The sequence below is a fragment of the Agromyces protaetiae genome (genome assembly GCF_030866785.1).
Taxonomy (GTDB): domain Bacteria; phylum Actinomycetota; class Actinomycetes; order Actinomycetales; family Microbacteriaceae; genus Agromyces; species Agromyces silvae.
The window spans coordinates 2,886,296-2,910,004 of the sequence record NZ_CP133018.1 but is presented as its reverse complement, the minus strand read 5'-3'; the positions used below and the strand labels follow the sequence as shown (position 1 = coordinate 2,910,004).

Here is a 23,709-nt window from a genome sequence, read left to right as displayed (position 1 = left end):
CCATCGCAAGTTTCGGAGCTATGATCCGAAACATGGAATTCGATGCGGCGCCGGAGCGCGTCACGCTCGCCGAGGTCGCCGACGAGGCCGGCGTCTCGCTCTCGACGATCTCGAAGGTGCTGAACGGCCGGGCTGATGTCTCGCCGACCACCCGCGCGCGGGTCGAGCAGCTGCTCGCCGATCGCGGCTACCGTCGTCGGAACGGTCGCGCCGAGCACCGCGACCTCATCGAGCTCGTGTTCCACGAGCTCGACCCGATCTGGTCGATGGAGCTCATCGACGGGGTGGGCAAGGTCGCGAAACAGCACGGGCTGAGCGTCGTGCTCACCGTGAGCGGGAGCCGCCACTCGCCGGCGCCCGACTGGATCGAGGGCGTCATGCGCCGCCGGCCGGCCGCCGTCGTGCTGGTCTTCAGCGACCTCGCGCCCGAGTACCGCGAGCAGCTGCGCTCACGCGCCATCCCGTTCGTGATCGTCGACCCGGCGGGCGACCCCTCGGCCGACGCACCGTCGGTCGGGTCGGCGAACTGGTCGGGCGGGCTCGCCGCCACGCGACACCTCATCGAGCTCGGGCATCGCCGCATCGCGGCGATCACGGGGCCCGAGGACATGATGTGCTCGCTCGCCCGCGTCGACGGCTACCGCACGGCGATGAACTCCGCGGGGCTCGCGATCGACCCCGCATGGATCCGGTTCGGCGACTTCCATGTGTCGGGCGGCCGCGACCGCGCGCGCGAGCTGCTCGCACGGCCCGACCGGCCGACCGCGATCTTCGCGGGCAGCGACATGCAGGCACTCGGCGTCATGGAGGCCGCGCGCGAGCTCGGCATCCGCGTGCCCGACGAGCTCTCGATCGTGGGGTACGACGACATCCCCCTCGCGCGCTGGCTCACGCCTCGGCTGACCACGGTGCACCAGCCGCTCCGGAGGATGGGCGAGGAGGCGGCTCGGCTCGCGATCGGCCTGAGCGAGACGGATGCCACGCCTGGCGGCCCCACGCCGCGCATGGATCTCGCCACGAGTCTCGTCGTCCGCGAGAGCACCGCGGCGCCCGCCTGAGCGCGGCGCCGACCTGAGCCGGGCCGCGCCGGGCTCAGCCGATCCGCTCGACGACGACGCCGGGATGCAGGCGACGCGTGTGATCCACGGTGCGGACTGCTCCGACGAGCCGTACGCGGTGCTCGAACACGAGGTCGCCGCTCGACCGGCCGAGGCTCAGCACGAGCTCGCCCGGCTCGACGATGCGACGGCCGTCACGCCCGGTGAACGACGCGAGATCGGCCGGCACGCTGAACCGCACGTCGGCGGACTCATCCGCCGCGAGCTCTACGCGTGCGAACCCGATGAGCCGTTGGACGGGCCGCACGACCGACGCCACGGGGTCGTGCAGGTAGAGCTGGACGACCTCCACCGCTGCCCGTGCGCTCGTGTTCGTCAGGCGCACCCGCAGGTCGGTCGATCCGCTCGCGTTCGTCGCCCCACGTGCATCCACCGCACCGGGATCCTCGCCGATCGCCACCTCGTCGGCGCCGACCTCGAACCCGTCCCACCGGATCTCTGCGTAGCCGAGTCCGTGCCCGAACGGGAACGCCGGGGTGGGGTCGACGTTCGACACGTCGTTCGCGCGCGCGAGCGGTGCGGCGAGGTAGGTCGTGGGCTGCGATCCCGAGGTCGCGGGGATGCTCACGGGGAGCCGGCCGCCCGGGTTCACTCGACCGCCGAGCACACCGGCGATCGCCGGCGCGCCCTCCTCGCCCGCGAAGAACGCCTGCACGATCGCGGCGGCCTCGGTCGTGGCCCGGCCGAGCGCGTACGGCCGGCCGGTGAGCAGCGCGAGCACGGTCGGCGTTCCCGCGTCGAGCACCGCGTCGAGCAGCGCGGCCTGCGCGCCGGGCAGGTCGAGCGACTCGACATCGCAGCCCTCGCCGCTCGTACCGCGGCCGAACAGCCCGGCGCGGTCGCCGAGCGCGAGCACGACGACGTCGGCCGAGGCGGCGAGATCGACGGCGTCGTCGAAGCCATCCGTCTCGAATCCGTCGACGGTCGTGCCGAGCGCGTGCACGACCTCGGCATCGGGGAACTCGGTGCGAACCGCGTCGAGCAGGGTCGGGATGCGGATGCCGATGTCGACGCCGGGGTGCTGCGTGACCACGTGCGCGGGGAACGAGTAGCAGCCGAGCATGGCGTACGGGTCGTCGGCGTTCGGTCCGATCACGGCGATGCGCCGCGGCGAAGCCAGCGGCAGCGTGCCATCGTTCGCGACCAGCACGATCGCCTCCTCGGCGAGCCGGGCGGCGAGCGCACGATTGCCGGGCGAGTCGAGGTCGACGCGGCCCCGCACGAGGTCGGGCACGCCGCGCCCCGCGTCGAGCCGGGCGCCGGCGAGATCGGCGCCCGCGAGATCGGCGCCCGCGAGATCGGTGCCGTTCAGATCCACGCCGAGCGCGGCGAGAGCCGGAGGGATGGGCGACCAGTCGGCGTCGAGCAGCCCGAGCTCGGCCTTCTGACGCAGCACCCGCTCGAGCGCGACGTCCACGAGCGCCGCGTCGACCGCCCCACGCTCGACCGCGAGCCGCAGCGGCTCGCCGAACGCCTTGACGGTCGGCAGCTCGACATCGATGCCCGCCGCGAGCGCCGCTCCGGCCGCCTCGGCCCATGTGCCCGCCGTGCCGTGCAGCAGCTTCAGGAAGGCCACCGCGAAGTAGTCGGCGACGACCGTGCCCTCGAAACCCCAGGTCTCGCGCAGCAACTCGGTGAGCAGCCCCCGATCGGCGGCCGAGGGCACGCCGTCGAGGTCGGTGTACGCGTTCATGACGCTACGCGCGCCACCCTCCCGGACGGCCATCTCGAAGGGCGGCAGCAGCACGTCGGCGAGCTCTCGCGCGCCGATCGAGACGGGTGCGAGGTTCCGCCCGCCCTTCGATGCCGAGTAGCCGACGAAGTGCTTGAGGGTCGCGACGACCCCGGACGCCTCGAGCCCGCGTACGTACGCCGTGGCGACGGTCGACACGAGGTACGGATCCTCGCCGATGGTCTCCTCGACCCGTCCCCAGCGCGCATCGCGCACGACGTCGAGCACGGGCGCGAGGCCCTGGTGCACGCCCACGGCGCGCAGATCGTCGCCGATCCTCCGGGACATCCGCTCGACCAGCTCGGGATCGAAGCTCGCGCCCCATGACAGCGGGACCGGGTACGCCGTCGCACCCCACGCTGCGAAGCCCGCGAGGCATTCCTCGTGCGCGAGCGCCGGGATGCCGAACCGGTTGGCCCGCATGACACGTTCCTGCATCCGCGCGAGCGACAGCGCGCCGACCGCGGCGTCGACCGGCGCGGTGCCGAACGGCCGGGTGAGCTGGCCGAGGCCAGACGGCAACAGCGCGTCGAGGTCGACGTCGTCGTTCAGATCGTGCTGGTGCGGGGCGACGTCGCCGCCGCCGTCGTCGGACGCGCCCACCCACACGCCGTACAGCTGCGCGAGCTTCTCGTCGAGCGACATGCGCCCGATGAGATCGGCCACGCGCTCCGCGACGGGGCGGGCGGGGTCGCGCCACGGGGCATCCGGCGTGGTCGTGGTCTGCAGAATGGATTCGGTGGTCATCCCTTGACGGCTCCGGTGAGGCCCCCGACGATGCGTCGCTGGGCGAGGGTGAAGAAGAGCAGGGCCGGCAGCATCGCGACCGACGTGAAGGCGAGCACGCCCGCGGTGTCCTGCGAGTACGCGGTCGAGTAGTACTGCACGCCGACCGGCAGGGTCGCGGTCGCCGGGTTGCCGAGCATGAGCAGCGGCAGCAGGTAGGCGTTCCAGCTCGCGACGAAGGCGAGCACGCCCACGGTCACGAGGCCCGGCCCCGACAGCGGCACGAGGATGCGCCAGAAGAAGCCGAACCGGCCGGCGCCGTCGATGGTCGCGGCGTCTTCGAGCTCGGCCGGGATGGCCCGCAGGAAGGGCACGAGGATGATGATCGTGGTCGGCAGCGCGAACGCGACCTGCGGGATGATGACGCCCGCGAGGGTGCCGAGCAGGCCGATGGACTTCAGCATCGTGTAGAGGGGCACGACGGCGACCGTGAGCGGGAAGAGCAGGCCGGCCACGAACAGCGCGAACAGCGCGTCGCGCCCGCGGAACGCATAGCGCGCGATGACGAAGGCCGCCATGACGCCCACGATCACGACCGCGGTCGTCGTCGCGACCGCGACGATCGTGCTGTTCATGAACTGCACCCAGAAGGTGCTCGACGTCAACACGTCCGCGTACTTGTCGAGCACCCACGGATCGGGCCATCCGCTCGGGTCCCGGTTGATCTGCGCGGTCGTGCGGAACCCGTTGATCACCACGTAGGCGACCGGCGCGATCGTGATCGCGACCGCGACGAGCGCGACGAGGTACACGAGCGGGGTGCCCCAGTCGATGCGCTGACCGGCGCCGCGTGCGCGCCTGGGCGCTCGCCGTGTGGTGAGGGACATGGTCGCGGTCATGTCAGCCGCCTCTCGTGATCGCGCCCGCGAGATCGCGGCGGAGGACGAAGCGCTGGTACGCGAGCGCGATCACCAGCGAGATGATGAAGAGGATCACGGCGACGGCGCTGCCGAACCCGAGCTGTGACCGCTGGAAGCCGAACTGCACCATGTAGGTCGCCATCGTCGTGGTCGAGTTGAGCGGCCCGCCGCCTGTGAGCACCCACACCATGTCGAACAGCTGCAACGAGCCGATGATCGACAGGAAGGCCCAGATGCGGATCGTCGGGCCGAGCAGCGGCAGCGTGATGTACCGCTGGATCTGCCACCAGCTCGCGCCGTCGATCTGCGCCGCCTCGAACAGCTCCTCGGGCACGCCCTGGAGTCCCGCGAGCATGAGGATGATGGCGAAGCCGACGTACTTCCAGGTGAGCACGGCGAAGAGCGTCCAGAACGCGATGTCCGGGTCGGCGAGCCACTGGGGCGTGTCGCCGGTCCAGCCGAGCGCGGCCAGGAACGTGTCGAAGGGGCCGTCGGGCGGCAGCATGAGCTTGAAGGCGAGCGCGGCCACGACCTCGCTCAGCACGTACGGCACGAAGATCAATGTGCGGATGGCCGTGCGGCCGCGCAGCGGCCGGTTCAGCAGCAACGCGATGCCGATCGCGAGCGGGCCCTGGATGACGAGCGAGAGCCCGACGATGCCGAGGTTGTGCACGATCGCGCCGAGGAAGACCGGGTCGCCGAGCGCGCGGACGTAGTTGTCGAACCCGATGAATCGTTCGAGCGGGCCGAGCCCGTTCCAGTTGAAGAGGCTGTACACGGCCGCGAGCCCGACGGGGACGAGCACGAAGCCGACGTAGACGAGCAGGGCGGGGCCCGCGAAGGCCCAGACGAAGAGCGTGCTCGTGCGCGGACCGCGCCGGCGCCGCACGGGCGCCGGCGCGGCCCCACCGGGGGCCGAGCCCGCGGGCGCCGCGGGCTCGGCCGATATGGTGCTGGTGGTCATGGTGCGATCAGAGCGTTCCCGCGGCGTCCCGCATACCGGTCACCACGTCCTCGGGTGTGCCCTGGCCGCCGAAGAGCGAGACGATGCCGTCGTTCATCGCGCCGCCGACCGTCGGCCCGTAGGCGGTGTCGAGCCAGAGCTGCACGTACGAGGCCGAGCGCAGTCCCTCGAGCACCGTCTGCAGGTTCTCGTCGGCGAGGCCCGCCTCCGAGCCCGGCGTCACCGGCACACCCGCACCGACCTCGCCGAAGCGGGTCTGCACGGCCTCGCTCGTGATGTACTTCAGCAGATCGACGCACTCCGGCGGGGCCCATGCCGCACAGGAGAAGCCGTCGCCGCCGCCGAGCGCGGCGGTCGGGTCGCCTGCCGTGCCCTCGATGCCCGGGAAGTTGAACCAGCCGAGGAACTCCGGCGGCGTCGCGTTCTCATCGCCGGTCTCCTCCTGCAGGATGCCGCCCATGACGCCGGGGTTCCAGTGGCCCATGAGCTCCATCGCGGCCTGGCCGGTCGCGAGCATGCCAGCGGACGATCCCGCACCCTGCTGCGCCGTCGTCGCGAGGAAGCCGTCCTGGAACGGATCGGAGGCGATGAACTCCTGCAGCAGCTCGCCCGCCTGCACGAAGCACTCGTCATCGAAGACGAGGTCCTTCTGCGCTTCCTGGAGCACTTCGGGCGAGCACGACTTGAGTGCGAAGTTGTACCAGTAGTGGGCGGCGGGCCACTTATCGCCGGCGCCGACCGCGATCGGCGTGATGCCCGCGGCCTTCAGCTGCTCGATCGCGGTCGTGAGCTCGTCGAGCGTCGTCGGCGTCGAGGTGATGCCCGCCTGGGCGAAGAGGTCTTCGTTGTACCAGAAGCCCTCGATGCCGAAGTTGTACGGCAGTCCGTACGTCTGGCCGTCGATCTGCCAGGGCGCGACGACGGCGCCGAGCGCGTCGACCTCGGCCTGCACGTCGTCGGTGAGGTCCATGACGTAGCCGGCCTCGACCTGCGCCGCGAGCTCGCCGGCGCCCCAGGACTGGTAGAGGTCGACGCCGCTGCCGCTGCGCAGCGCGTTCGGGATGAGTGTGCGCTGCAGCTCTTCGTTCTGGTACGCCTGCACCTCGACGGTCACACCGGGGTTCGCCTCCTCGAACTCGGCGGCCACGTCCTCCCATAGGCCGAGCAGCGGCTCGCCGGTGCCGTTGTGCCACCACACGATCGTGGTGCCGTCGCTGTCGCCGCCGTCGCCCGCCGTACAGCCCGTGAGGGCTGCGACCGCGAGACCGGTCGCGGCGGCGAGGGTGACGAGTCGGGTGCTGCGTCTGTTCATCCTTGAACCGTTCATCGCTGAACCTCTCGAAAGTTTCGACCGCATCGTCGAAAGTGATCTGGACGCCTCGAACTCTAACGGGCGATGGATTTGCCGTCAATAACAACAAATCCAGCGTGGCATCCGACCCCTCCCGACCGCGCCACCCTAGAGTGGTCCCGTGACTGACCGGCCCGGCACGTTCGATGGCGTACACCGTCGAAACCTCTCGAAACTCCTCGGGCTCGTGCACCTCGAAGGGCCGCAGTCCCGAGCGCGACTCACGGCCGCCACCGGACTCAACCGATCGACGGTCGGCGCCCTCGCGGGCGAGCTCATCGGGCTCGGGCTCGTTGAAGAACGGGCGCCGGACCCGACGAACCGGGTCGGCCGCCCGTCGCCGGTCGTCGCCGCGCGCGCCGACGTGCTCGCGATCGCCGTCAACCCCGAGGTCGACGCCGTCACGATCGCCGCCGTCGGGCTGAACGGCCGCATCGCGGTCCGCGAGCGCATCGAGATGGACCGTCTCGTCACCCCGGACGAGACCGCGCGGCTCGTCGCCGCAACCCTCACTCGCTGGCGCCGAGGTGCGATCGCGTCCGCCAACGTCGTCGCCGTCGGGCTCGCGGTGCCCGGCCTCGTGCGCGCGTCAGACGGGTTGGTGCGGTTCGCACCGCACCTGGAATGGGCGGATGCCCCGCTCAGGGCCCTGGTCGAACAGGCCATCGGGCTGCCGGTCGCGGTCGATAACGATGCGAGCCTGGGTGCCGCCGCCGAGCACCTGTTCGGCGCCGGCCGCGGCGTCGACGATCTCGTGTACCTCAATGGCGGCGCGAGCGGCATCGGCGGCGGGCTCATCGTGCACGGGCGCCCGGTCGGCGGCGTCGGCGGATATGCGGGGGAGTTCGGGCAGAATCGGCCGGGCATCGATGCGGCCGGCGACCGGCGTGCACCCGGGGGCGTGCTCGAGGACGAGGTCAGCCGCGCCCGCCTGCTCGAGATCGCCGGGATGTCCTCCGCCGACGAGCCGACGCTCGCGGCCGCGCTCGCCGCGGCGGGCGACCGGCCGGAGGTCGCGGCCGAGCTCGCGCGCCAGCGGCGCATCCTCGGCACCGCGCTCGCGAACGCCGTGAACGTGCTGAACCCGGCCCTGATCATCCTCGGCGGCTTCCTCGCCACGCTGGCCGAGCACGACCTCGACGCGCTTCGCGACGCCCTCGCGGCGCAGGCGATGCCGGCCGCCGCCGAAGCCGTCGAGCTCCGCGTCGCCGCGCTCGGCGAGGATCGACTGCTCATCGGTGCGGCCGAGGCCGCGTTCGCCGGGCTGCTGGCGGATCCGCTCGCCTCGGCCTCCTGACCGCAGCATCGAGGGCGGAGCGCGGCCAGGCCGGTCCGGCCCGCAGTGCGAGACCGCTGCGCGGCCGGCGGCACCGGCACGCGCGTGCCGGCTCCGTGGCGTTGGTGCCGCGCGGAGCCGGTTGGAGTTTGCGGGGCGTGAGTCGGGGCGCGGAGCCGGCTGGGCGTGAGTTGGGGCGCGGAGCCGGCTGGGCGTGAGTTGGTGCGCGGAGCCGGCTGAGTGTGAGCTGCCGTGCGCCGGCCGCGATGCGCGAATCGCGGCGGGGAGGTCGCGGGGGCTTGCGATGCGCCCCCGCGACCCGGGTAGACTTGGCGCTAGTCGAATCGATTCGAGACCCGCGACCCCAGCTGGCCGCGCTCGATCCACGGCGACGCCGAGTCCGGGCGTCGCCGGTTTTCGTTCCACGGCGTCCGGAGTTGTGCGCCGCATCCGCTGTCCGCCTCGCCCTCGCAACAGGAAATCCTCGTGTCCATCACCAGCTCCATCCCGATCATCCGTCCCGACGACACCCGCTCGACCCCGGTCGTGCCCGCGCACCCGGGCGACGCGCTCAGCCGCAGGCAGCGACTCGTCTACGTGCTCGTGCTCGGCGCGCTGACCGCGCTGGGGCCGTTCACGATCGACCTCTACCTGCCGGCGTTCCCCGCACTGCAGGACGACCTCGGCGTCTCCGCCTCGGCGGTGCAGCTGACCCTCACGGGGACCATGATCGGGTTCGGCCTGGGCCAGCTCATCGTCGGCCCCTGGAGCGACAAGGTCGGCCGCAAGCTGCCGCTCATTCTGTCGACCATCCTGCACATCGCCGCGTCCGTCGGCGTCGTGTTCGCGCCCGACATCACCTGGCTCCTCGTGTTCCGTCTGCTGCAGGGCTTCGGCGCGGCCGCTGGCGGTGTCGTGGCGATGGCCATGGTGCGCGACCTGTTCGGCGGCAAGCCGCTCGTACGCATGCTCTCGCGCCTCGCGCTGGTCAACGGCCTCGCGCCCGTGCTCGCGCCCGTGATCGGCTCGCAGCTGCTCGGCATCATGGACTGGCGCGGCGTGTTCTGGGTGCTCGGCGCCTACGGCCTGGTCGTCGTCGTCGCCGTCACGCTGTTCATCGTCGAGACCCTGCCGGCCTCGAAGCGGCACGTCGCCGGCCACTCGACCATGCGCGACCGCTATCGGGCACTGTTCCGCGACCGCGTGTACCTCGGCGCCGCGATCGTCGGCGGCATGACGTTCACCGGGCTGTTCGGCTACCTGTCGACGTCGTCGTTCCTGTTCCAGGAGGTGTACGCGTTCAGCGCGCAAGAGTACGGCATCCTGTTCGCGGTGAACTCGGTCGGCGTCATCATCGGCGTGCAGACCAGTTCGCGGCTCATGCGCGGCCCGGTGCCGCCGCAGTGGATCCTCGCGGCGACCACGCTCGTGCACCTGGCCATGGCCGTGACCATCATGCTGCTCGACTCGTCGGGCGCCGGGTTCTGGGGCACCGCGATCCCGCTGTGGTTCTACATCCTCGCGTGCGGGTTCTCGTTCCCGGCTGTGCAGGTGCTCGCGCTCGCGCACCACGGCGCCGAGGCCGGCACCGCCGCGTCGCTGCTCGGTGCGATGAACTTCGGCCTGGCCGGCGTGATCTCGCCGCTCATCGGCATGCTCGGCGTCGGCAGCGCCGTGCCCATGGCGTTCGTCCAGGTGCTCGCGTCGATCGTCGCGATCACCGCCCTGTGGGCGCTCGTGCGTCCGCGCTCGGTGCCGCCGCTCACCGACTGAGTACCGCGAGACGCCCGGCGGACCCGACGAAGGCCGGCCCCCGACGGGGCCGGCCTTCGTGCTGCGCGGGCCACGAGGCATCCGCTCGCCGTGACTGCCACTCGCCGCTCAGCCGCCGCGCGCTCGCCCGAGTCTCGTGCTCAGGAAGATCCGGCGCGCGTGCGGCGTGTCGTCCGCCGACACGCCGCCGATGCCCCCGCGTTTCCTGAGCAAGGAAGCGCGCAGTTGGTTCCGTGCCGAAGGCCGTGCCGGCTGCGCCTCGCCCGCGCCCTGATTCGTTGCTCAGGAAGATCCGGCGTGCGTGCGGCGTGTCGTCCGCCGACACGCCGCCGATGCCCCCGCGATTCCTGAGCAAGGAACACGACGCATTCGAGAGCGACACGATGCAATCGCGGGCACGACGAGGCGTGTCGCGAGGGAGGGGCCGGGCCGTGTCAGCGTGAACGGGTGGCGCGCACGGCGCGGGCGTCGGCGACGGTACGCGCGACGGCGGCCGCCACCGTCGGCCAATCACGGAGGACGTGCTGCGCAGACACCCGAATCACGGGCACGCCGAACGACTGCGCGACCAGCGTGCGGTCGCGGTCCCCGTAGAACCGTTCGTGGGAGCGATGATGCGCCCACCCGTCGACCTCATAGAGCACGCAGCCCTCGATCATTCCGTCGAAGCGGCCGTGCCCCGCGAGCTCGAACTGCGGTCGCACGACATAGCCGGCCCGCAGGAGTCGTCGGACGAACAGCGATTCCGCGCCCGATTCGAGGAGGCTGCAGAACTCGTCGACCCGAACGCCGGCACGGCTCGGGGCGGCCGCGACGATGCGGTCGACCTCGCGCCGGCTGAGCACCCGTTCGGCGATCATCGAATCGACGGCCGCTTGGGCATGCTCGGCGTCGAGACAGCGGATTGCCTCCGTGAGCGCTGAGCGTGCAGAGACCAGCCAGTCCAGAGCGTTGACGGGGTCGGCGTCGTTACGCCAGTGCACCACCGGCGACGAACGCGTCGACACGCGGAGCTCTCGGCGGAGCCGGTCGGGGACCTTGGGGTGCCAGACCTGGCTCGCCTCGTTTCGCTCCGGGGGTGCCTCCGGGCGCAGACGCGCGGCGTGTCGAGCGACCTGCAGGTGGAGCGCGGACGTCTCGCCGGACCAGACACCGAACCTCGCCAATGCCGAGACGCAGCCGATGCGGGCATGCACACGCACGGCGTGGCACTGGTCGCGATCCGCGGCGGGCGACGCGTACCAACCGCGTCGGAGTCGGCGGATCCGGCCATCCCGCACGGCACTGCGCCACACCGCGTCCGGCAAGCCGAAGCGCCGCAAGGTGTCGATGTGGGCCACCTCACCGACGAGGCTCATCACGAATCGCAGGTCGTCGCTCACCCGTCGAGCCTCTCGTCGCGGCGCGGAGACGCGGCGGGCTTTCGCGAATCTGTGCACTCCGAGGCATCCGTTTCGGGGTGTGGAGGGGGCGCGCGGCTGACCCCTGGCCGCCGTGCTCAGGAATGCCATCGCCTGCGTCGGCGTGTCGGGCGCTGACGCGCCGAGCGTGGCGCCGGAATTCCTGAGCAAGGGAATCGGCCGGCGTGGCGGGTATGCGCGGGACGCGTGATCCGACCGCCCGAACCGAGGCCGGGCGACGCACCGGCCGCGAGGCATCCGCTCAGCGTCGGCAGTCTCTCGCTCAAAGTCGCATCGCTCCTTGCTCAGGAAGAGTGGGCGGGCGGTCGGCGTGTCGGGTACCGACACGCCGACCCGGGCCTCGGGATTCCTGAGCAAGCGAATGGGGGCGGGAACGTGCGGGGCGAGGGACGGAGTGGGCGGCGGACGCGACGAAGGCCGGCCCGATGGGCCGGCCTTCGTGCTGCGCGGACCGCTCCGGTGGGAGCCGCCCGCGGGAGTCAGCAGATCAGACGAGTCGGATGTTCGCCGCCTGCAGGCCCTTCTGGCCCTGCTCGGTGTCGAACTCGACGCGCTGGTTCTCTTCGAGGCTGCGGTAGCCGCCCGTGGTGATCGCGCTGAAGTGCGCGAAGACGTCGGCAGTGCCGTCGTCGGGGGCGATGAAGCCGAAGCCCTTGTCGGCGTTGAACCATTTGACGGTTCCGGTAGTCATGTGGTGTTTCCTTCGTGTTCTTCGACCCCGCAAGGTGCGGGGCCGTTCACGCGCTGGTGCGCGTGCCGCTCTCCGGCGGGAGCCGCCGGAGAGACGCATGTGGGGTCGGTCATACCCGGCGGAAGCGTTGGACCATGGGGCAGTCGAACGGGTCGCGCGCGGCGAGGCCGACCCGGTTGAGATACCGGATGACGATGCCGTACGACCGCACGAGCGTCGTCTCCGTGTACGGGGTCCCGGTGGTGCGGCAGTGTTCGCGTACGATCTGGCGGGCCTTCGCGAGGTGGGGGCGCGCCATGCTCGGGAACAGGTGGTGCTCGATCTGGTAGTTCAGCCCGCCCATGAGCGCGTTCGCCCAGATCCCGCCCGAGATGTTCCGCGAGGTGAGCACCTGCTTGCTGAAGAAGTCGAGCTTCGCGTCGGCCGGCACGATCGGCATGCCCTTGTGGTTCGGTGCGAACGACGCGCCCATGTAGACGCCGAACACGGCGAGCTGCACGCCCAGGAATGCGCAGGCCATGCCGAACGGCATGATCCAGAACACCAGCCCGAGGTACACCGCGAAGCGGGCCGCGATCACCGAGAGCTCGAGCGCCCGGCCTTCGATGCGGCGCTTCGCGAACAGCGTGCGGATGCTGATGTAGTGCAGGTTCACGCCCTCGAACATCAGCAGCGGGAAGAACAGGTAGCCCTGGCGTCGCGTGATCCACGCGATGACGCCGCGCTGCTCGGCCGCCGACTCCTCGGTGAACGAGATCGTGTCGAACTCGATGTCGGGGTCTTTGCCGACGCGGTTCGGGTTCGCGTGGTGCCGCGTGTGCTTGTTCATCCACCACGCGTAGCTCATGCCGATGGAGGTCGCGAGCAGGCGACCGGCCTTGTCGTTGGCCGGCCCCGACGCGAAGACCGCGCGGTGCGACGCCTCGTGCGCGAGGAACGCGAACTGCGTGAAGATGATGCCGAGCGCCGCGGCCATGAGCAGCTGGAACCAGCTGTCGCCGAGCAGGATCATGCCGGCGATCGTGCCCGCCAGCGCCAGCACGAGCCCTGAGAAGAGGGCGATGTAGAACCCGCGCTCGCGGCGCAGGAGGCCCGATTCGCGCACGACGCGCGACAGCGCGGTGTAGCTCTGCGTCGGGTTCGGCCCGTCGGACTTCGGTCGGGTCGCCCGGACGGCGCCGAGCCGTTCCGGAAGGACCGCCCGGTCGGAAGGGACAGTGGGACTCGAGGTGCCGGCGGCTCCGGCGACGGAGAAGGGGATGATGAGATCCGGCCTGTTGACGACTTCCCAGCCGGTGTCACACGGGCGACCGCCCGCTGAAGATGAGCCCAGTCTACGGGTCCAGCATGTTGAGGAGCTGGGAGTTGACATCGGCGCCGATCGCAGTGTCAAGCGGCCGCGACGGCCGGCGGCCGGTCGCTACGGTGGGCGGATGACGCCGGTTCACGACGACGACCAGACGACGGACGCCTCGCGCGAGACGGATGCCTCGGACGGGACGGATGCCTCGGACGGGACGGATGCCTCGGACGGGACGGATGCCTCGGACGGGACGGATGCCTCGACCGAGGCATCCGCTCAGCTCTCGCCCGACGCGCCCGCCGCGCCCGACGCGACCGCCGAGGGCACGTCGGGCGAGCACGACGACGTCGAGGCGCCGCGCGTCGACGTGACCCCGCCGCACGCACAGGTCGAGCGCCGGGTGCACACGATGCGCCGTCGCGTCCCGCTCATCGTCGGCCTCTCATCACTCGTCATCGCGGCGCTGCTCGGGCTCGTCATCGTGCTGCGCATCGGCGAGCTGCTCGAGATGGACGAGGAGTGGGCCGAGGAGGTCCTGTCCCTGCGCGGCCCGGTGGGCGACCTGTTCGCGTACGGCATGAATGCGCTCGGCGGGGGCGTGATGGGGGTGTTCCTCGTACCGATCGGCATCGCGATCGTGCTGCTCGTCTGCCGGCGGCCGTGGGGCGCGCTGTACTTCATCGTCGCGTCGGCCGCGAGCGCGGGCGTCGTCCAGCTGCTGAAGCACCTGTTCGGCCGGGCCCGCCCCGAGGACATCATGGTCGTCTCGGACTTCGGCTCGTTCCCGTCGGGGCATGTCGCGAACGCCGCGACGATCGCGGTCGCCCTCGGCGTGATCGTGCCGCGCGTCGGGGTGTGGATCGCGGGCGCCGCGTACACGATCCTGATGGCGATCAGCCGCACGTATCTCGGGGCGCACTGGTTCACCGACACCGTCGGCGGGCTCCTCATCGGTGCGGGCGTCGCGCTGCTCGTCTGGGCCCTGTTCGCGGGCCCGCTCGAGCGTGAACGGCTCGCCTGGACGGCACGGATCTCGAAGCTCAACGCCGCGCGCGCCCAGGCGCACATCACGCCGCCGGCGCGGCCGCGCTAGCCGTTCTTCCCCGGCCCGTCTTCCCCGGCCCGTCGCTGGTCGGCGGCACGAGTTCGCGCCACGCCGGCGCCGGGCCGGACGAACGCGGCGCGCCGGTGCGCGGGTGCGGTTGGGCGGGTGCCGGTGCGCGGGTGCCGGTGCGCGGGTGCGGCAGCGTCAGGCGAGTCCGAGCGCTCGCTCGCCGATCGCGGCGGCGGACTCCGCGTGTGCCGGGTCGTCGTCGATCGCGAACCAGATCGACGAGAGGGCGCACCAGGCGACGAGCCAGCGCGCGAGGCGCGCGCGTTCCAGGCCGGATGCCTCGACCACGACGCCGAACTGACGCTCGAGCCGCCCCGGCATGAGCGCACGTTCGTGCGACGGGTTGCACAGCAGGTTGGCGAAGTCGAAGCCGGCTTCGCCGACGAGCCCCTTGGGGTCGATGGCGAGCCAGCCGCGATCGCCGAAGTCGAGCACGTTGCCGTGGTGCAGGTCGCCGTGCAGCGCGACGGGCTCGCGCGCGTCGTCGAGCAGCTCGCCCGCGATGTCGGCGCCGCGGCGGTGCAGCGTGCCGTGGTCGTCGGCCTGCTCGAACAGCAGCCGGAACCAGGTGCGCAGGTCGATGAGTGGAGGTGCCGCGGCGAACACCTCGGGTGAGGCGGCGTGGATCTGCGCGGCCGTCTCGCAGATGATGCGCGTCGCACCGTCGTCGTCGCCGTCGCGGACCATGTCGACCAGGTCGCGGTCGCCCGTCGCACGCTCGAGCAGCACCGCATCGCGGTCGTGCCGCAGCACGCGTGCGGCGCCGTGCCCGTCGAGCGCGGTGAGCAGGCCGACGCCGCGTTCCTCCTCTTCGCTGTGCGCGATCTTCAGCATCGCGGGCGCGCCGCCGCGGGTCAGCACGGGCATGAGGATGCTCGATGCCGTGGTCGTGAGGTCACCGTCGGGGCGCAGCCGCCACCGCCTGAGCCACGCCGCGTCGGCGGCATGGCCGGGGGAGACGGGACCGAGATCGCTCACGAGTGGCCTCCCGACGCGGCATCCGGTGCGCCCGCGGCATCCGGTGCGCCCGAGGCATCCGCTGGGCCAGAGCCCATCGCCGCGGTCCGCGCGCCGGCCTCGCGCACGTAGCGCCCGGGCGGCACGCCGATGACGGCGGCGAACTCACGCGTGAAATGCGCCTGGTCGGCGTAGCCGAGTTCGGTCGCGAGCCCGGCGAGCGATGGGCGGTCGGATGCCGCGAGTCGCTCGGCGGCCTCCTGCAACCGATACCGGCGGATCAGCCACTTCGGTGTCAGACCCAGCTGTTCGCGCACGATGCGCTCGAGCTGCCGTACGCCCACGCCCGCGAGCGAGGCGAGCTGCTGGACGCGCACGATCGTGCGGTCCTCCTCGGCACGTGTAACGAGCTCGCGCACGAATCGCGCATCGTCGTCGAGCGTGAGATCGAGCCCGGTCAGCCAGTGCTCGAACACGGTCACGGCACGCAGGTCGGCGCCGGAGTCGTCGTGCTGGAGTTCGCGTTGGACGGCGTCGTGCATCGCGGCGACGGCGACGACCGCCGGTGGGTGCGCGTGTCTGGGGGATTCGCGGAGCGGCAGCGCACGCCCGACCAGGCTGCGCGCGTCGGCACCGAGCAGTGCGTTCGCCGTGCCCGGCTGGAGCAGGACGCCGAAGGCGCGTCCTTCGCCGGTCAGCGTGCGCCTGCCGAGCCCGATCGACGGCCCGTGCACCGCGACGGCTCCGCCCTCGACGACGAGGTTCGCCGACGGGTACTCGAGGACCCGCTGCGTCACGGAGTGGCCCGCAGGCAGCCGCCAGCGCGGGATCCAGTAGTGCCGCACCAGTTCGGCGAGCTTCGCCGAGGGTGGCAGGCGGGTCATCCGGATCGGTGCGTCGGGCGAGGGAGTCGCGCCCGGCGGCGCCGTCGCGAGCGCCGGATCGCCCGGCTGCGCGGCGAGCACGCCCCGGCTGGCCGGCAGGCCCGCCCGCGAGCGCCAGAAGTCGTCCATTCCTCCCAGTATCCTCGGCCCCGGGGCACGCCGTCCGGGGGTGGCGGGCATGTCGTGTTCGTGCAAGATGCTCGATCGAGGCATCCGTAGCGTCGGTTCCATGCGCGAGAACGACTTCGAGATGACCATCTACATCGCCGGCACGCCGCAGCAGGTCTGGGACGCGATCACCGGCGCCGCGGGCAGCCGCGCCGTCATGTTCGGCAGCGTCCTGCGCGGCACACTGGCGCCGGGCGAGCGCTACGAGTACGTCGGACCCGGGCAGGACGGCGATGAGACGGTGCATGTCTACGGCGAGGTGCTCCAGGCGGATGCTCCGGGGCTGTTGCAGCTCACGGAGCATCCCGGCCCGACCTACCGGGAGAACCACGCCGAGCTGACGAGCCGGATGACCTGGCGGATCGAGTCGGCCGGGGAGGGGCTCACGCGGGTCACGTTCACGAACGACGAGTGGAGCCCGGCGCATCCCGCGCAGACGGCGACCGCCGAGACCTGGCCGCACGTGCTGTCGAGCTTCAAGTCGTTCGTCGAGACCGGCCGCGCGCTGCCCGTCCCGGGCTGACGGGCCCTCGCCGTCCCGGGCTGACGGGCCCTCGGTGCGAGTCGTCGGGACCGTTCGCCGACACGCCGGCCCGGCCGTCGCTGAGCCGGCGTGTCGGCCGATCCTCCCGACGACTCGCAGCGCCGGTGGGTGGTCGGTGCGCCGACGGACGCACCAACTACGCTTGGGGCATGCAGCCCGAGTCGGTGCTCCGTGCCGCGGTCGTGATCGTGTCCGACCGCAGCGCGCGCGGCGAGCGTGCCGACGCGGTCGGCCCTGTGCTCGTCGAGCGGCTCCGTGCCGACGGGTATGAGCTCGGGGGCGCGCGGATCGTGCCCGACGGCGCCGACTCGGTCGAGGCGGCGCTCCGCGCCGAGATCGCCGCCGGGGCGCGACTCATCCTCACGAGCGGCGGCACGGGCATCGGGCCGCACGATCGCACGCCCGAGGGAACGCGGCAGGTGCTCGCGCACGAGCTGCCCGGCATCGCCGAGGCGTTGCGACGAACGGGCGCCGAACATGTGCCGACCGCGGTACTGTCGCGCGGCCTCGCGGGCGTCGCCGATCAGCCCGGCACGGGCGGCGTGCTCATCGTGAACCTGCCCGGATCGCCCGGCGGTGCCCGCGACGGGATCGAGGTCGTGCTGCCCGTCGCCCGGCACGCGATCGCCCAACTCGACGGCGGCGACCACGATCCCGGCCACGGCGCCGGCCACGACGGTGATCGCGACTCCGACGCTGCCCGGCACGATCGTCACGTCGGTGGGCGCGCGCCCGTCCATGGGCACGCGCCCCGCCCCGAGGAGGCAGACCACCGGACCGGCGGCGACCACCCGCGAGGCGGGGAGCATCCGCACGCGGGCGACCAACCTGACGCGGGCGGGAGCATGGGCGAGCATCCGCACGCGGAGGATGGGTCGGCGGCACGATGACCGTTCCCGACGCCCCGGTCAGCAGCGCGGTCTCCGCGGAGCCGCTCGACCTCGCCTCCCATCTCGCGGCGGTCTCGGATCCGCACGCGGGGGCGATCGCGAACTTCGTCGGCGTCGTGCGCGATCACGACCCCGCGGCCGGAGGTCGGGTCATCCTGCTCGAGTACCAGGCGCATCCCGATGCCGGCCGCATCCTCGAGGAGCTCGCCACGCGTTTCGCGACCGACGGCGCGCGCGTCGCCGTGAGCCACCGCGTCGGCCGGCTCGGCGTCGGCGACCTCGCACTCGTCTGCGCGGTGTCCACCGCGCACCGCGCCGATGCGTTCGACCGCTGCCGCGCCCTCGTCGAGGCGATCAAGGCAGAGCTGCCGATCTGGAAACGTCAGCACACCGCCGACGGCGACGCGACCTGGGTCGGGCTCTCGTGAGCGCCCGGCGCCTGCCCTCGACCTCGGCGCCCGCGCCTGATGAAGCGGCGCCTGGAGAGCCCGTGCGCGCGGAGCCCGTGCACGCGGCGCCCGTGCGCGCAGAGCCCGTGCACGTAGAGCCCGTGCACGCGGCGCCCGCGGCGCCGCTGATCGGCACCGGGCCCGCTGGCACCGAGCATCTCCCCACTCACGCAGCGCACCACGCAGCGCCGGGCCGCGTGCCGGTCACGCTCTCCGAACGGCCCGCCGAGCGACCGCTCGAAGATCCCGCCTCCATCCTCCGCTCCAGTCCGAGCTTGGACTCCGCCTCCAAGCGGGTCCCGCACCGCGGGGCACTCGTGGACCGGTTCGGCCGGGTGCACCGTGACCTGCGCATCTCGCTGACCGACCGATGCTCGCTGCGCTGCACCTACTGTATGCCCGCCGAGGGCGTGCCCTGGCTCGCGAAGGGCAACATCCTCACCACCGACGAGCTCGAACGCGTCGCGCGGGTGGCCGCGTCGCTCGGCATCACCGAGGTGCGGCTGACCGGCGGCGAGCCGCTGCTGCGACCGGACGTCGTCGACGTCGTGCGGCGCATGGCCCGCATCGAGGGCGAGCAGGGGCCGCTCGAGGTGTCGATGACGACGAACGCGCTCCGCCTGCCGCAGCTCGCGGGCGAGCTCGCGGCGGCGGGGCTCGCGCGCGTGAACATCAGCATCGACACGCTCCGGCCCGAGCGGTTCGCCGAGCTCACCCGCCGCGACCGGCTCGACGATGTGCTCGACGGCATCGACGCGGCGCGCACGGCCGGGTTCGACCCGATCAAGCTCAACGCCGTGCCGATGCGCGGCGTGAACGACGACGAGCTCGTCGACCTGCTGCGGTTCGCGGTCGCGCGCGGTGCCGAACTGCGGTTCATCGAGCAGATGCCGCTCGACGCGGGTCACGTGTGGTCGCGCGTCGAGATGGTGCGCGGCGAGGAGATCCTCAAGCGGCTGTCCGCGGCGTTCCGGCTCACGCCGATCGGCGAGCGCGGTGCCGCGCCGGCCGAGCGGTTCCTCGTCGACGACGGACCCGCGACCGTCGGCGTGATCGCATCGGTCACGGCGCCGTTCTGCGGCGCGTGCGACCGGGTGCGCCTGACGGCCGACGGCCAGCTGCGCAACTGCCTGTTCGCGCGCGAGGAGTCCGACCTGCTCGCGCTGCTGCGCGGCGACGCCGACGACGACGCGATCGCCGAGCTCATGCGACGCTGCATCACCGGCAAGCGCGCCGGGCACGGCATCGACGACGAGGGCTTCCTGCAGCCCGACCGCCCGATGAGCGCCATCGGCGGCTGAGCCGGCAGCCGTACCCGCTGCCCGCTGCCTGTTGCTCGGGGCCCGTGGCCGCTCGCCGCCCGCCGGTCGGATTCCGCGTGAGGACGCCTTTTGGCGATCGAACGCCGTCAGAGTGCACGAATAGGGTCCTCGCAGGGTGGGCCGCCCGAATGGCGTCCTCACGGGGCGAGGGCCGGCAGCGGGCGAGGACGGGCGGGCGAGGACGGACCGCGGGCGAGGACGGGCGGGCGAGGACGGGCGGGCGAGGACGGACGGCGGGCGAAGACGGACAGCGGGGCAGGACCGGCCGCGCGGCTCAGCCGCCCGCGAACGGGGGCAGCACGTCGATGGTCGCGCCCGCGGGCAGCGGCGTGCCCGGGGCATCCGCCCGCCGTCCGTCGACGAGCAGGCTGCATCGGCCGAGCACGCGCGCGAGCGCGTCGCCGTGCCGCCTCGTGATCGCGTCACGCAGGCTTCCGAGATCGGATGCCTCGATGAGCTCCTCTTCACGGCCGGCGGCCTCGGCCGCGCCCGCGAAGTACCGAACCGTGACCACGCCGCTCACCCCCGAACCCAATCGCCCGACTTCCCGCCGGATTTCGAGACCAGCCGCACGCCCTCGATCGAGACATCCTTGTCGATGCCCTTGACCATGTCGACGACCGCGAGGGCCGCGACGCTCACGGCCGTGAACGCCTCCATCTCGACGCCCGTGCGGTCGGCGGTGCCGACCGTCGCGCCGATGCGGACGCCCTCGTCGGTCACCTCGAGGTCGACGGATGCCGCGTGCACGCCGATCACGTGCGCGAGCGGCAACAGCTCGGCGCAGCGCTTCGCCGCCTGGATGCCCGCGATACGGGCGACCGCGAGCACATCGCCCTTCGGCACCGTTCCGTCGCGCAGCGCGGCGACGACCGCGGCCGGGCAGCGCACGAGCCCCTCGGCGGTCGCGGTGCGCACCGTCGGCGTCTTCGCCGTGACGTCGACCATGCGGGCGTGGCCCCGCGCATCCAGATGGGTGAAGGGGTGCGCCTGCTCGCTCATGATGCGACCAGCATGACAGGGAGCGACTCGCCGGCGCGAACCTCGTCGGTATCCGCCGGCACGATCGCGAATCCCTCGGCGCGCGCGAGCCCGCCCGCGAGGTGCGAACCCGACCCGCCGGCGGTCGCGGGCCGGATGCGGCCGTCGCCGTCGAAGACGATGGGCATGTACTGGCGCCGGCCAGGGGGCGTGCGCCAGCCCGTGGCGGCGATCGCCTCCGTGCGCGGCGGGCCGGCAGGCTCGAGGCCCTGCATCGCCTGCAACGCAGGGCGGACGAACACCTCGAACGACACCGCGACGCTCACCGGGTTGCCCGGGAGCCCGAAGCAGAGGGCGCCGGACTCGAGGCGGCCGAAGGCCTGCGGCTTGCCTGGTTGCATGCTCACCCGGCGGAACGCGACGCGACCGCCCGGCGCGAGCGCGGCCTTCACCACGTCATGCGCACCGACGCTCACCCCGCCGGTGCAGATGATGACGTCGGGGGCGGCTGCGGCGGCCGTCGCGCCCGTCGTGCCGGGCGGGCCGGGCGGGCCGGCCGGGCTCGTGAGCTCGTCGAGTGCGGTGAGGAACTCGGCCGGGTCGTCGCCGACGCGGATGGCCGCGACGAGCTCACCGCCTGCGTCCGACACGACGCCGCGCAGCAGAGCCGAGTTCGAGTCGGCGAGCTGGCCGCGACGGGTCGGCACGCCCGGTTCGACCAGTTCGTCGCCGGTCGCGATCACCGCGACGCGCGGTGCCGGGAAGACGTCGACCGCGCCGACGCCCGCGGCGGCGGCCGCACCGACACGGTACGGCGTGAGCCGGGCGCCCGCGGCGAGCACGATCGAGCCCGGCGTGAGATCGCTGCCGGCCCGCCGTACGAAGGCGCCGGCCGCGGGAGCCGTCGTCACGCGGACTCGTGCGCCCGACGTGACCCACCCGTCGCCCGACCGGTATTCGGCGGTGTCTTCGACGGGCACGACCGCGTCGGCATCGCTCGGGACCGGCGCGCCCGTCATGATGCGAGCCGCCTGCCCTGGCGCGAGCGTCGGATCCAGCGGGCTGCCGGCCGCGACCTCGGCGACGACGAGGAGGTCGGCCGGGGCGTGTGCGGACGCTTCGGCGACGTCGGCCCGGCGGACGGCGTAGCCGTCCATCGAGGAGTTGTCGACCGCGGGGACCCGTGTGTCGGCGACGACATCGGCCGCGAGCACGCGGCCGAGCGCGTTCGCCAGCGGAACGCGCACCGGCGCGAGCGGCCGCACCGCGGCGAGGACCTCGGCGAGGTGGGCTTCGACCTCGATCGGTGCGCTGGTCATGAGGGTTCCGCTTCGCTGATGCCCGCGGGATCCGCGGCGACGGGCTCCAGGTCGGACCAGGCGAGGTAGCCGCCCCGGACCACGGTGACCGGCTCGCCGATACGGGCGAGGGCGAGGGCGGCACGCTCCGACCGGCGGTCGGTCTGGCAGTGCACGACGATCGCGGCGTCGGCGTCGGTGTCGGCGTCGGCCGCGCCCGCTGCCGCGAGTTCGGCGCGGACGCCGGCCGGGTCGCGCAGCACCTCGCCGAGCGGGAGCAGCACCGAACCCGGGATCGCGCCGGCCCCGTATTCGTCCGGCTCACGCACGTCGACCAGCGTGAACCGGTCGGTCCCGGCTTGCCGGCGGCGGAGCCGCTCCCGCAGCGTCACGACGTCGATCCACGAGATCGCCGCGGCGGGATCAGCGTTCGCGCCCGGCTCGTCCGCGTCCTGCTCGGTGCCAGGCTCGTGCGTCGCCGTTGCGCCAGTTCTGCGGGGTTGTGCCAGCTGTGATGGCGCAGGGCTGCCGAAGTGGCGCGGAGCCGTCGTATGGTCGTCGGTGTCTGCGTGGCCGGCGAGGTCGCCCGGCTCGTCCGCGTCCTGCTCGGTGCCAGGCTCGTGCGTCGCCGTTGCGCCAGTTCTGCGGGGTTGCGCCAGCTGAGATGGCGCAGCGCTGCCGAAGTGGCGCAGCGGGCGGCGCATGCGGTCCGACCCAGGACGGTCGGGCGTCGCACGCGGGTCGGCCGCTGCCGAGGCATCCGGCCAGTCCGAGGCATCCGACCAGTCCGAGGCATCCGTCGCGTCCGAGGCATCCGTTGCGCGCGAGGCATCCGACGCAGCAGGCGCGTCGGCGCGCAGCGGGATCTCGCGCTGGCGCGCGCGGAGCGCGTCGATCACGAGGACACGGCCGAGCAGCGGCTCGCCGATGCCCGTGATGAGCTTCACCGCCTCCTGCGCCATCATCGCGCCGACCTGTCCGCAGAGCGCGCCGAGCACACCGGCCTCGGCGCACGAGGGCACCTCGCCCTGCGCTGGCGGCGTCGGGAACAGCGTGCGCAGGCGCACCCCTTCGCCGACCGGCGGCGTCGCCCAGAAGACCGAGAGCTGCGCGTCGAACCGCAGCACCGTTGCCCAGACGAGCGGCAGCCCGAGTTCGGCACATACGTCGTCGACGAGATAGCGGGTCTCGAACGTGTCGGTGCCGTCGACGACGAGGTCGTAGCCGGCGAGGATCTCGGCGGCGTTGTCCGGGGCGAGGCGCACCGGGTGGCGACGCACGACCGCGTCCGGCGCGAGCGCGGCGAGGGCCTCGGCGGCACTGTCGACCTTCGGCCGGCCGAGGTCGGCGGTCCCGTGCACGGGCTGCCGATGCAGGTTGGACAGCTCGACCACGTCGTCGTCGACGATGCCGATGGTGCCGACGCCGGCCGCGGCGAGATAGGTGAGGGCCGGGGCACCCAAGCCTCCGGCGCCCAGGACGACGACGCGTGCGGCCGCGAGGCGGCGCTGGCCGAGGTCGCCGATCTCGGGCAGGCGTCGCTGCCGGTCGGTGCGCCCGCGCTCGGTCTCGGGCAGCGCCGCGGCGGGCGTCACGAGGGGCGGAAGACTCATGCTCCCACGCTAGCCCCGCACGGGTGCGCGTGCTGCTGACCTCGCGTCGCCTCGCGCAGCCCAGGCCGTGCACGGGCGTGTGCGCGCCCCGTTTCACCGGCTCCGGCCCCGGTTCGCCGGCTCTGTCGCCCCCGCGGGGGCCCGGCCGTCGCGCTCGTCCTCCGCCGTGCTCAGGAAGAACGGACGCGTTCCCGGCGTGTCGGGGTCTCCGGAG

21 protein-coding genes are annotated in these 23,709 nt (G+C 72.7%); 8 read left to right on the top strand and 13 right to left on the bottom strand.

Annotation, left to right across the window (positions count from 1 at the left end):
• Positions 1–32: 32 nt before the first annotated feature.
• The gene (locus QU602_RS13370) at positions 33–1,058 is read left to right on the top strand and encodes a LacI family DNA-binding transcriptional regulator (RefSeq protein WP_308796956.1); all 1,026 of its coding nucleotides are present in this window, start codon (positions 33–35) and stop codon (positions 1,056–1,058) included.
• A gap of 34 nt (positions 1,059–1,092) precedes the next feature.
• Here the strand turns inward: QU602_RS13370 and QU602_RS13365 are convergent, their stop codons facing one another.
• The 4 genes from QU602_RS13365 to QU602_RS13350 are packed head-to-tail and all read right to left on the bottom strand — an operon-like array spanning position 1,093 to position 6,772.
• Positions 1,093–3,597, bottom strand: a complete 2,505-nt coding sequence (locus QU602_RS13365) for a beta-xylosidase/alpha-l-arabinosidase (protein ID WP_308796955.1) — start codon at positions 3,595–3,597, stop codon at positions 1,093–1,095.
• Positions 3,594–4,475, bottom strand: a complete 882-nt coding sequence (locus QU602_RS13360) for a carbohydrate ABC transporter permease (protein WP_308796954.1) — start codon at positions 4,473–4,475, stop codon at positions 3,594–3,596. The genes QU602_RS13365 and QU602_RS13360 overlap by 4 nt, the downstream gene beginning before the upstream one ends.
• Before the next feature lies 1 nt (position 4,476).
• Entirely contained in the window at positions 4,477–5,460 is a 984-nt protein-coding gene (locus QU602_RS13355; RefSeq protein WP_308796953.1) for a carbohydrate ABC transporter permease, read from the bottom strand.
• A 7-nt stretch (positions 5,461–5,467) separates the two neighbouring features.
• A complete protein-coding gene (locus tag QU602_RS13350; protein WP_308796952.1) occupies positions 5,468–6,772 on the bottom strand; it encodes an ABC transporter substrate-binding protein in 1,305 nt (434 codons plus the stop codon).
• Positions 6,773–6,932: 160 nt separating this feature from the next.
• On the opposite strand from QU602_RS13350, the gene QU602_RS13345 reads away from it, so the two are divergent.
• Together QU602_RS13345 and QU602_RS13340 are read left to right on the top strand one after the other, a co-directional pair.
• A complete protein-coding gene (locus QU602_RS13345) occupies positions 6,933–8,108 on the top strand; it encodes an ROK family protein (RefSeq protein ID WP_308796951.1) in 1,176 nt (391 codons plus the stop codon).
• A 489-nt stretch (positions 8,109–8,597) separates the two neighbouring features.
• The gene (locus tag QU602_RS13340) at positions 8,598–9,860 is read left to right on the top strand and encodes a multidrug effflux MFS transporter (RefSeq protein ID WP_373692941.1); all 1,263 of its coding nucleotides are present in this window, start codon (positions 8,598–8,600) and stop codon (positions 9,858–9,860) included.
• A 434-nt stretch (positions 9,861–10,294) separates the two neighbouring features.
• Here QU602_RS13340 and QU602_RS13335 read toward each other — a convergent pair whose 3' ends face one another.
• The 3 genes from QU602_RS13335 to QU602_RS13325 all read right to left on the bottom strand — a co-directional run bounded on the left by QU602_RS13335 (position 10,295) and on the right by QU602_RS13325 (position 13,236).
• Entirely contained in the window at positions 10,295–11,242 is a 948-nt protein-coding gene (locus tag QU602_RS13335) for a hypothetical protein (protein ID WP_308796949.1), read from the bottom strand.
• A 526-nt stretch (positions 11,243–11,768) separates the two neighbouring features.
• A complete protein-coding gene (locus QU602_RS13330; RefSeq protein ID WP_308796948.1) occupies positions 11,769–11,972 on the bottom strand; it encodes a cold-shock protein in 204 nt (67 codons plus the stop codon).
• Between the two features lie 109 nt (positions 11,973–12,081).
• A complete protein-coding gene (locus QU602_RS13325) occupies positions 12,082–13,236 on the bottom strand; it encodes a fatty acid desaturase family protein (protein WP_373692940.1) in 1,155 nt (384 codons plus the stop codon).
• A gap of 169 nt (positions 13,237–13,405) precedes the next feature.
• On the opposite strand from QU602_RS13325, the gene QU602_RS13320 reads away from it, so the two are divergent.
• Positions 13,406–14,368 carry a phosphatase PAP2 family protein gene (locus QU602_RS13320; RefSeq protein ID WP_308796947.1) on the top strand — a complete coding sequence of 321 codons (963 nt, stop codon included), beginning with the start codon at positions 13,406–13,408 and terminating at the stop codon, positions 14,366–14,368.
• Between the two features lie 156 nt (positions 14,369–14,524).
• Here QU602_RS13320 and QU602_RS13315 read toward each other — a convergent pair whose 3' ends face one another.
• Both QU602_RS13315 and QU602_RS13310 read right to left on the bottom strand, forming a co-directional pair.
• A complete protein-coding gene (locus tag QU602_RS13315) occupies positions 14,525–15,367 on the bottom strand; it encodes an aminoglycoside phosphotransferase family protein (RefSeq protein ID WP_308796946.1) in 843 nt (280 codons plus the stop codon).
• Positions 15,364–16,359, bottom strand: a complete 996-nt coding sequence (locus tag QU602_RS13310) for a helix-turn-helix domain-containing protein (RefSeq protein WP_308796945.1) — start codon at positions 16,357–16,359, stop codon at positions 15,364–15,366. The genes QU602_RS13315 and QU602_RS13310 overlap by 4 nt, the downstream gene beginning before the upstream one ends.
• A 100-nt stretch (positions 16,360–16,459) precedes the next feature.
• Between QU602_RS13310 and QU602_RS13305 the strand changes: the two genes are divergently transcribed.
• From QU602_RS13305 to moaA, 4 genes are all read left to right on the top strand, one after another.
• Positions 16,460–16,921 (top strand): SRPBCC domain-containing protein, encoded by a 462-nt coding sequence (locus tag QU602_RS13305; RefSeq protein WP_308796944.1) that lies wholly within the window; start codon positions 16,460–16,462, stop codon positions 16,919–16,921.
• 170 nt (positions 16,922–17,091) lie between these two features.
• The gene (locus QU602_RS13300; RefSeq protein WP_308796943.1) at positions 17,092–17,832 is read left to right on the top strand and encodes a MogA/MoaB family molybdenum cofactor biosynthesis protein; all 741 of its coding nucleotides are present in this window, start codon (positions 17,092–17,094) and stop codon (positions 17,830–17,832) included.
• Positions 17,829–18,260: a molybdenum cofactor biosynthesis protein MoaE gene (locus QU602_RS13295; protein WP_308796942.1), complete on the top strand. Its 432-nt coding sequence runs from the start codon at positions 17,829–17,831 to the stop codon at positions 18,258–18,260. The genes QU602_RS13300 and QU602_RS13295 overlap by 4 nt, the downstream gene beginning before the upstream one ends.
• 275 nt (positions 18,261–18,535) lie before the next feature.
• Positions 18,536–19,582, top strand: a complete 1,047-nt coding sequence (gene moaA / locus QU602_RS13290) for a GTP 3',8-cyclase MoaA (protein WP_373692938.1) — start codon at positions 18,536–18,538, stop codon at positions 19,580–19,582.
• Between the two features lie 295 nt (positions 19,583–19,877).
• Here the strand turns inward: moaA and QU602_RS13285 are convergent, their stop codons facing one another.
• From QU602_RS13285 to QU602_RS19145, 4 genes are read right to left on the bottom strand one after another with little or no spacing between them, the layout of a single operon-like run.
• A complete protein-coding gene (locus QU602_RS13285) occupies positions 19,878–20,126 on the bottom strand; it encodes a MoaD/ThiS family protein (protein WP_308796941.1) in 249 nt (82 codons plus the stop codon).
• Complete coding sequence (moaC, locus tag QU602_RS13280) at positions 20,123–20,605, bottom strand: cyclic pyranopterin monophosphate synthase MoaC (protein ID WP_308796940.1); 483 nt, start codon at positions 20,603–20,605, stop codon at positions 20,123–20,125. Before moaC ends, QU602_RS13285 begins: the two co-directional genes overlap by 4 nt.
• Positions 20,602–21,903 carry a molybdopterin molybdotransferase MoeA gene (locus QU602_RS13275; protein ID WP_308796939.1) on the bottom strand — a complete coding sequence of 434 codons (1,302 nt, stop codon included), beginning with the start codon at positions 21,901–21,903 and terminating at the stop codon, positions 20,602–20,604. Before QU602_RS13275 ends, moaC begins: the two co-directional genes overlap by 4 nt.
• On the bottom strand, positions 21,900–23,495 hold the full coding sequence (locus QU602_RS19145) for a ThiF family adenylyltransferase (RefSeq protein WP_373692819.1): 1,596 nt from the start codon (positions 23,493–23,495) through the stop codon (positions 21,900–21,902). The genes QU602_RS13275 and QU602_RS19145 overlap by 4 nt, the downstream gene beginning before the upstream one ends.
• Between the last annotated feature and the right edge of the window lie 214 nt (positions 23,496–23,709).

Excerpts from the sequence above, each read along its gene's own strand:
- moaC (WP_308796940.1), bottom strand. The coding sequence starts at position 20,605 with ATGAGCGAGCAGGCGCACCCCTTCACCCATCTGGATGCGCGGGGCCAC.
- QU602_RS13365 (WP_308796955.1), bottom strand. The coding sequence starts at position 3,597 with ATGACCACCGAATCCATTCTGCAGACCACGACCACGCCGGATGCCCCG.
- QU602_RS13300 (WP_308796943.1), top strand. The coding sequence starts at position 17,092 with ATGCAGCCCGAGTCGGTGCTCCGTGCCGCGGTCGTGATCGTGTCCGAC.
- QU602_RS13355 (WP_308796953.1), bottom strand. The coding sequence starts at position 5,460 with ATGACCACCAGCACCATATCGGCCGAGCCCGCGGCGCCCGCGGGCTCG.
- QU602_RS13295 (WP_308796942.1), top strand. The coding sequence starts at position 17,829 with ATGACCGTTCCCGACGCCCCGGTCAGCAGCGCGGTCTCCGCGGAGCCG.
- QU602_RS13370 (WP_308796956.1), top strand. The coding sequence starts at position 33 with ATGGAATTCGATGCGGCGCCGGAGCGCGTCACGCTCGCCGAGGTCGCC.
- QU602_RS13310 (WP_308796945.1), bottom strand. The coding sequence starts at position 16,359 with ATGGACGACTTCTGGCGCTCGCGGGCGGGCCTGCCGGCCAGCCGGGGC.
- QU602_RS13350 (WP_308796952.1), bottom strand. The coding sequence starts at position 6,772 with ATGAACAGACGCAGCACCCGACTCGTCACCCTCGCCGCCGCGACCGGT.
- QU602_RS19145 (WP_373692819.1), bottom strand. The coding sequence starts at position 23,495 with ATGAGTCTTCCGCCCCTCGTGACGCCCGCCGCGGCGCTGCCCGAGACC.
- QU602_RS13360 (WP_308796954.1), bottom strand. The coding sequence starts at position 4,475 with ATGACCGCGACCATGTCCCTCACCACACGGCGAGCGCCCAGGCGCGCA.
- QU602_RS13320 (WP_308796947.1), top strand. The coding sequence starts at position 13,406 with ATGACGCCGGTTCACGACGACGACCAGACGACGGACGCCTCGCGCGAG.
- QU602_RS13275 (WP_308796939.1), bottom strand. The coding sequence starts at position 21,903 with ATGACCAGCGCACCGATCGAGGTCGAAGCCCACCTCGCCGAGGTCCTC.
- QU602_RS13305 (WP_308796944.1), top strand. The coding sequence starts at position 16,460 with ATGCGCGAGAACGACTTCGAGATGACCATCTACATCGCCGGCACGCCG.
- QU602_RS13330 (WP_308796948.1), bottom strand. The coding sequence starts at position 11,972 with ATGACTACCGGAACCGTCAAATGGTTCAACGCCGACAAGGGCTTCGGC.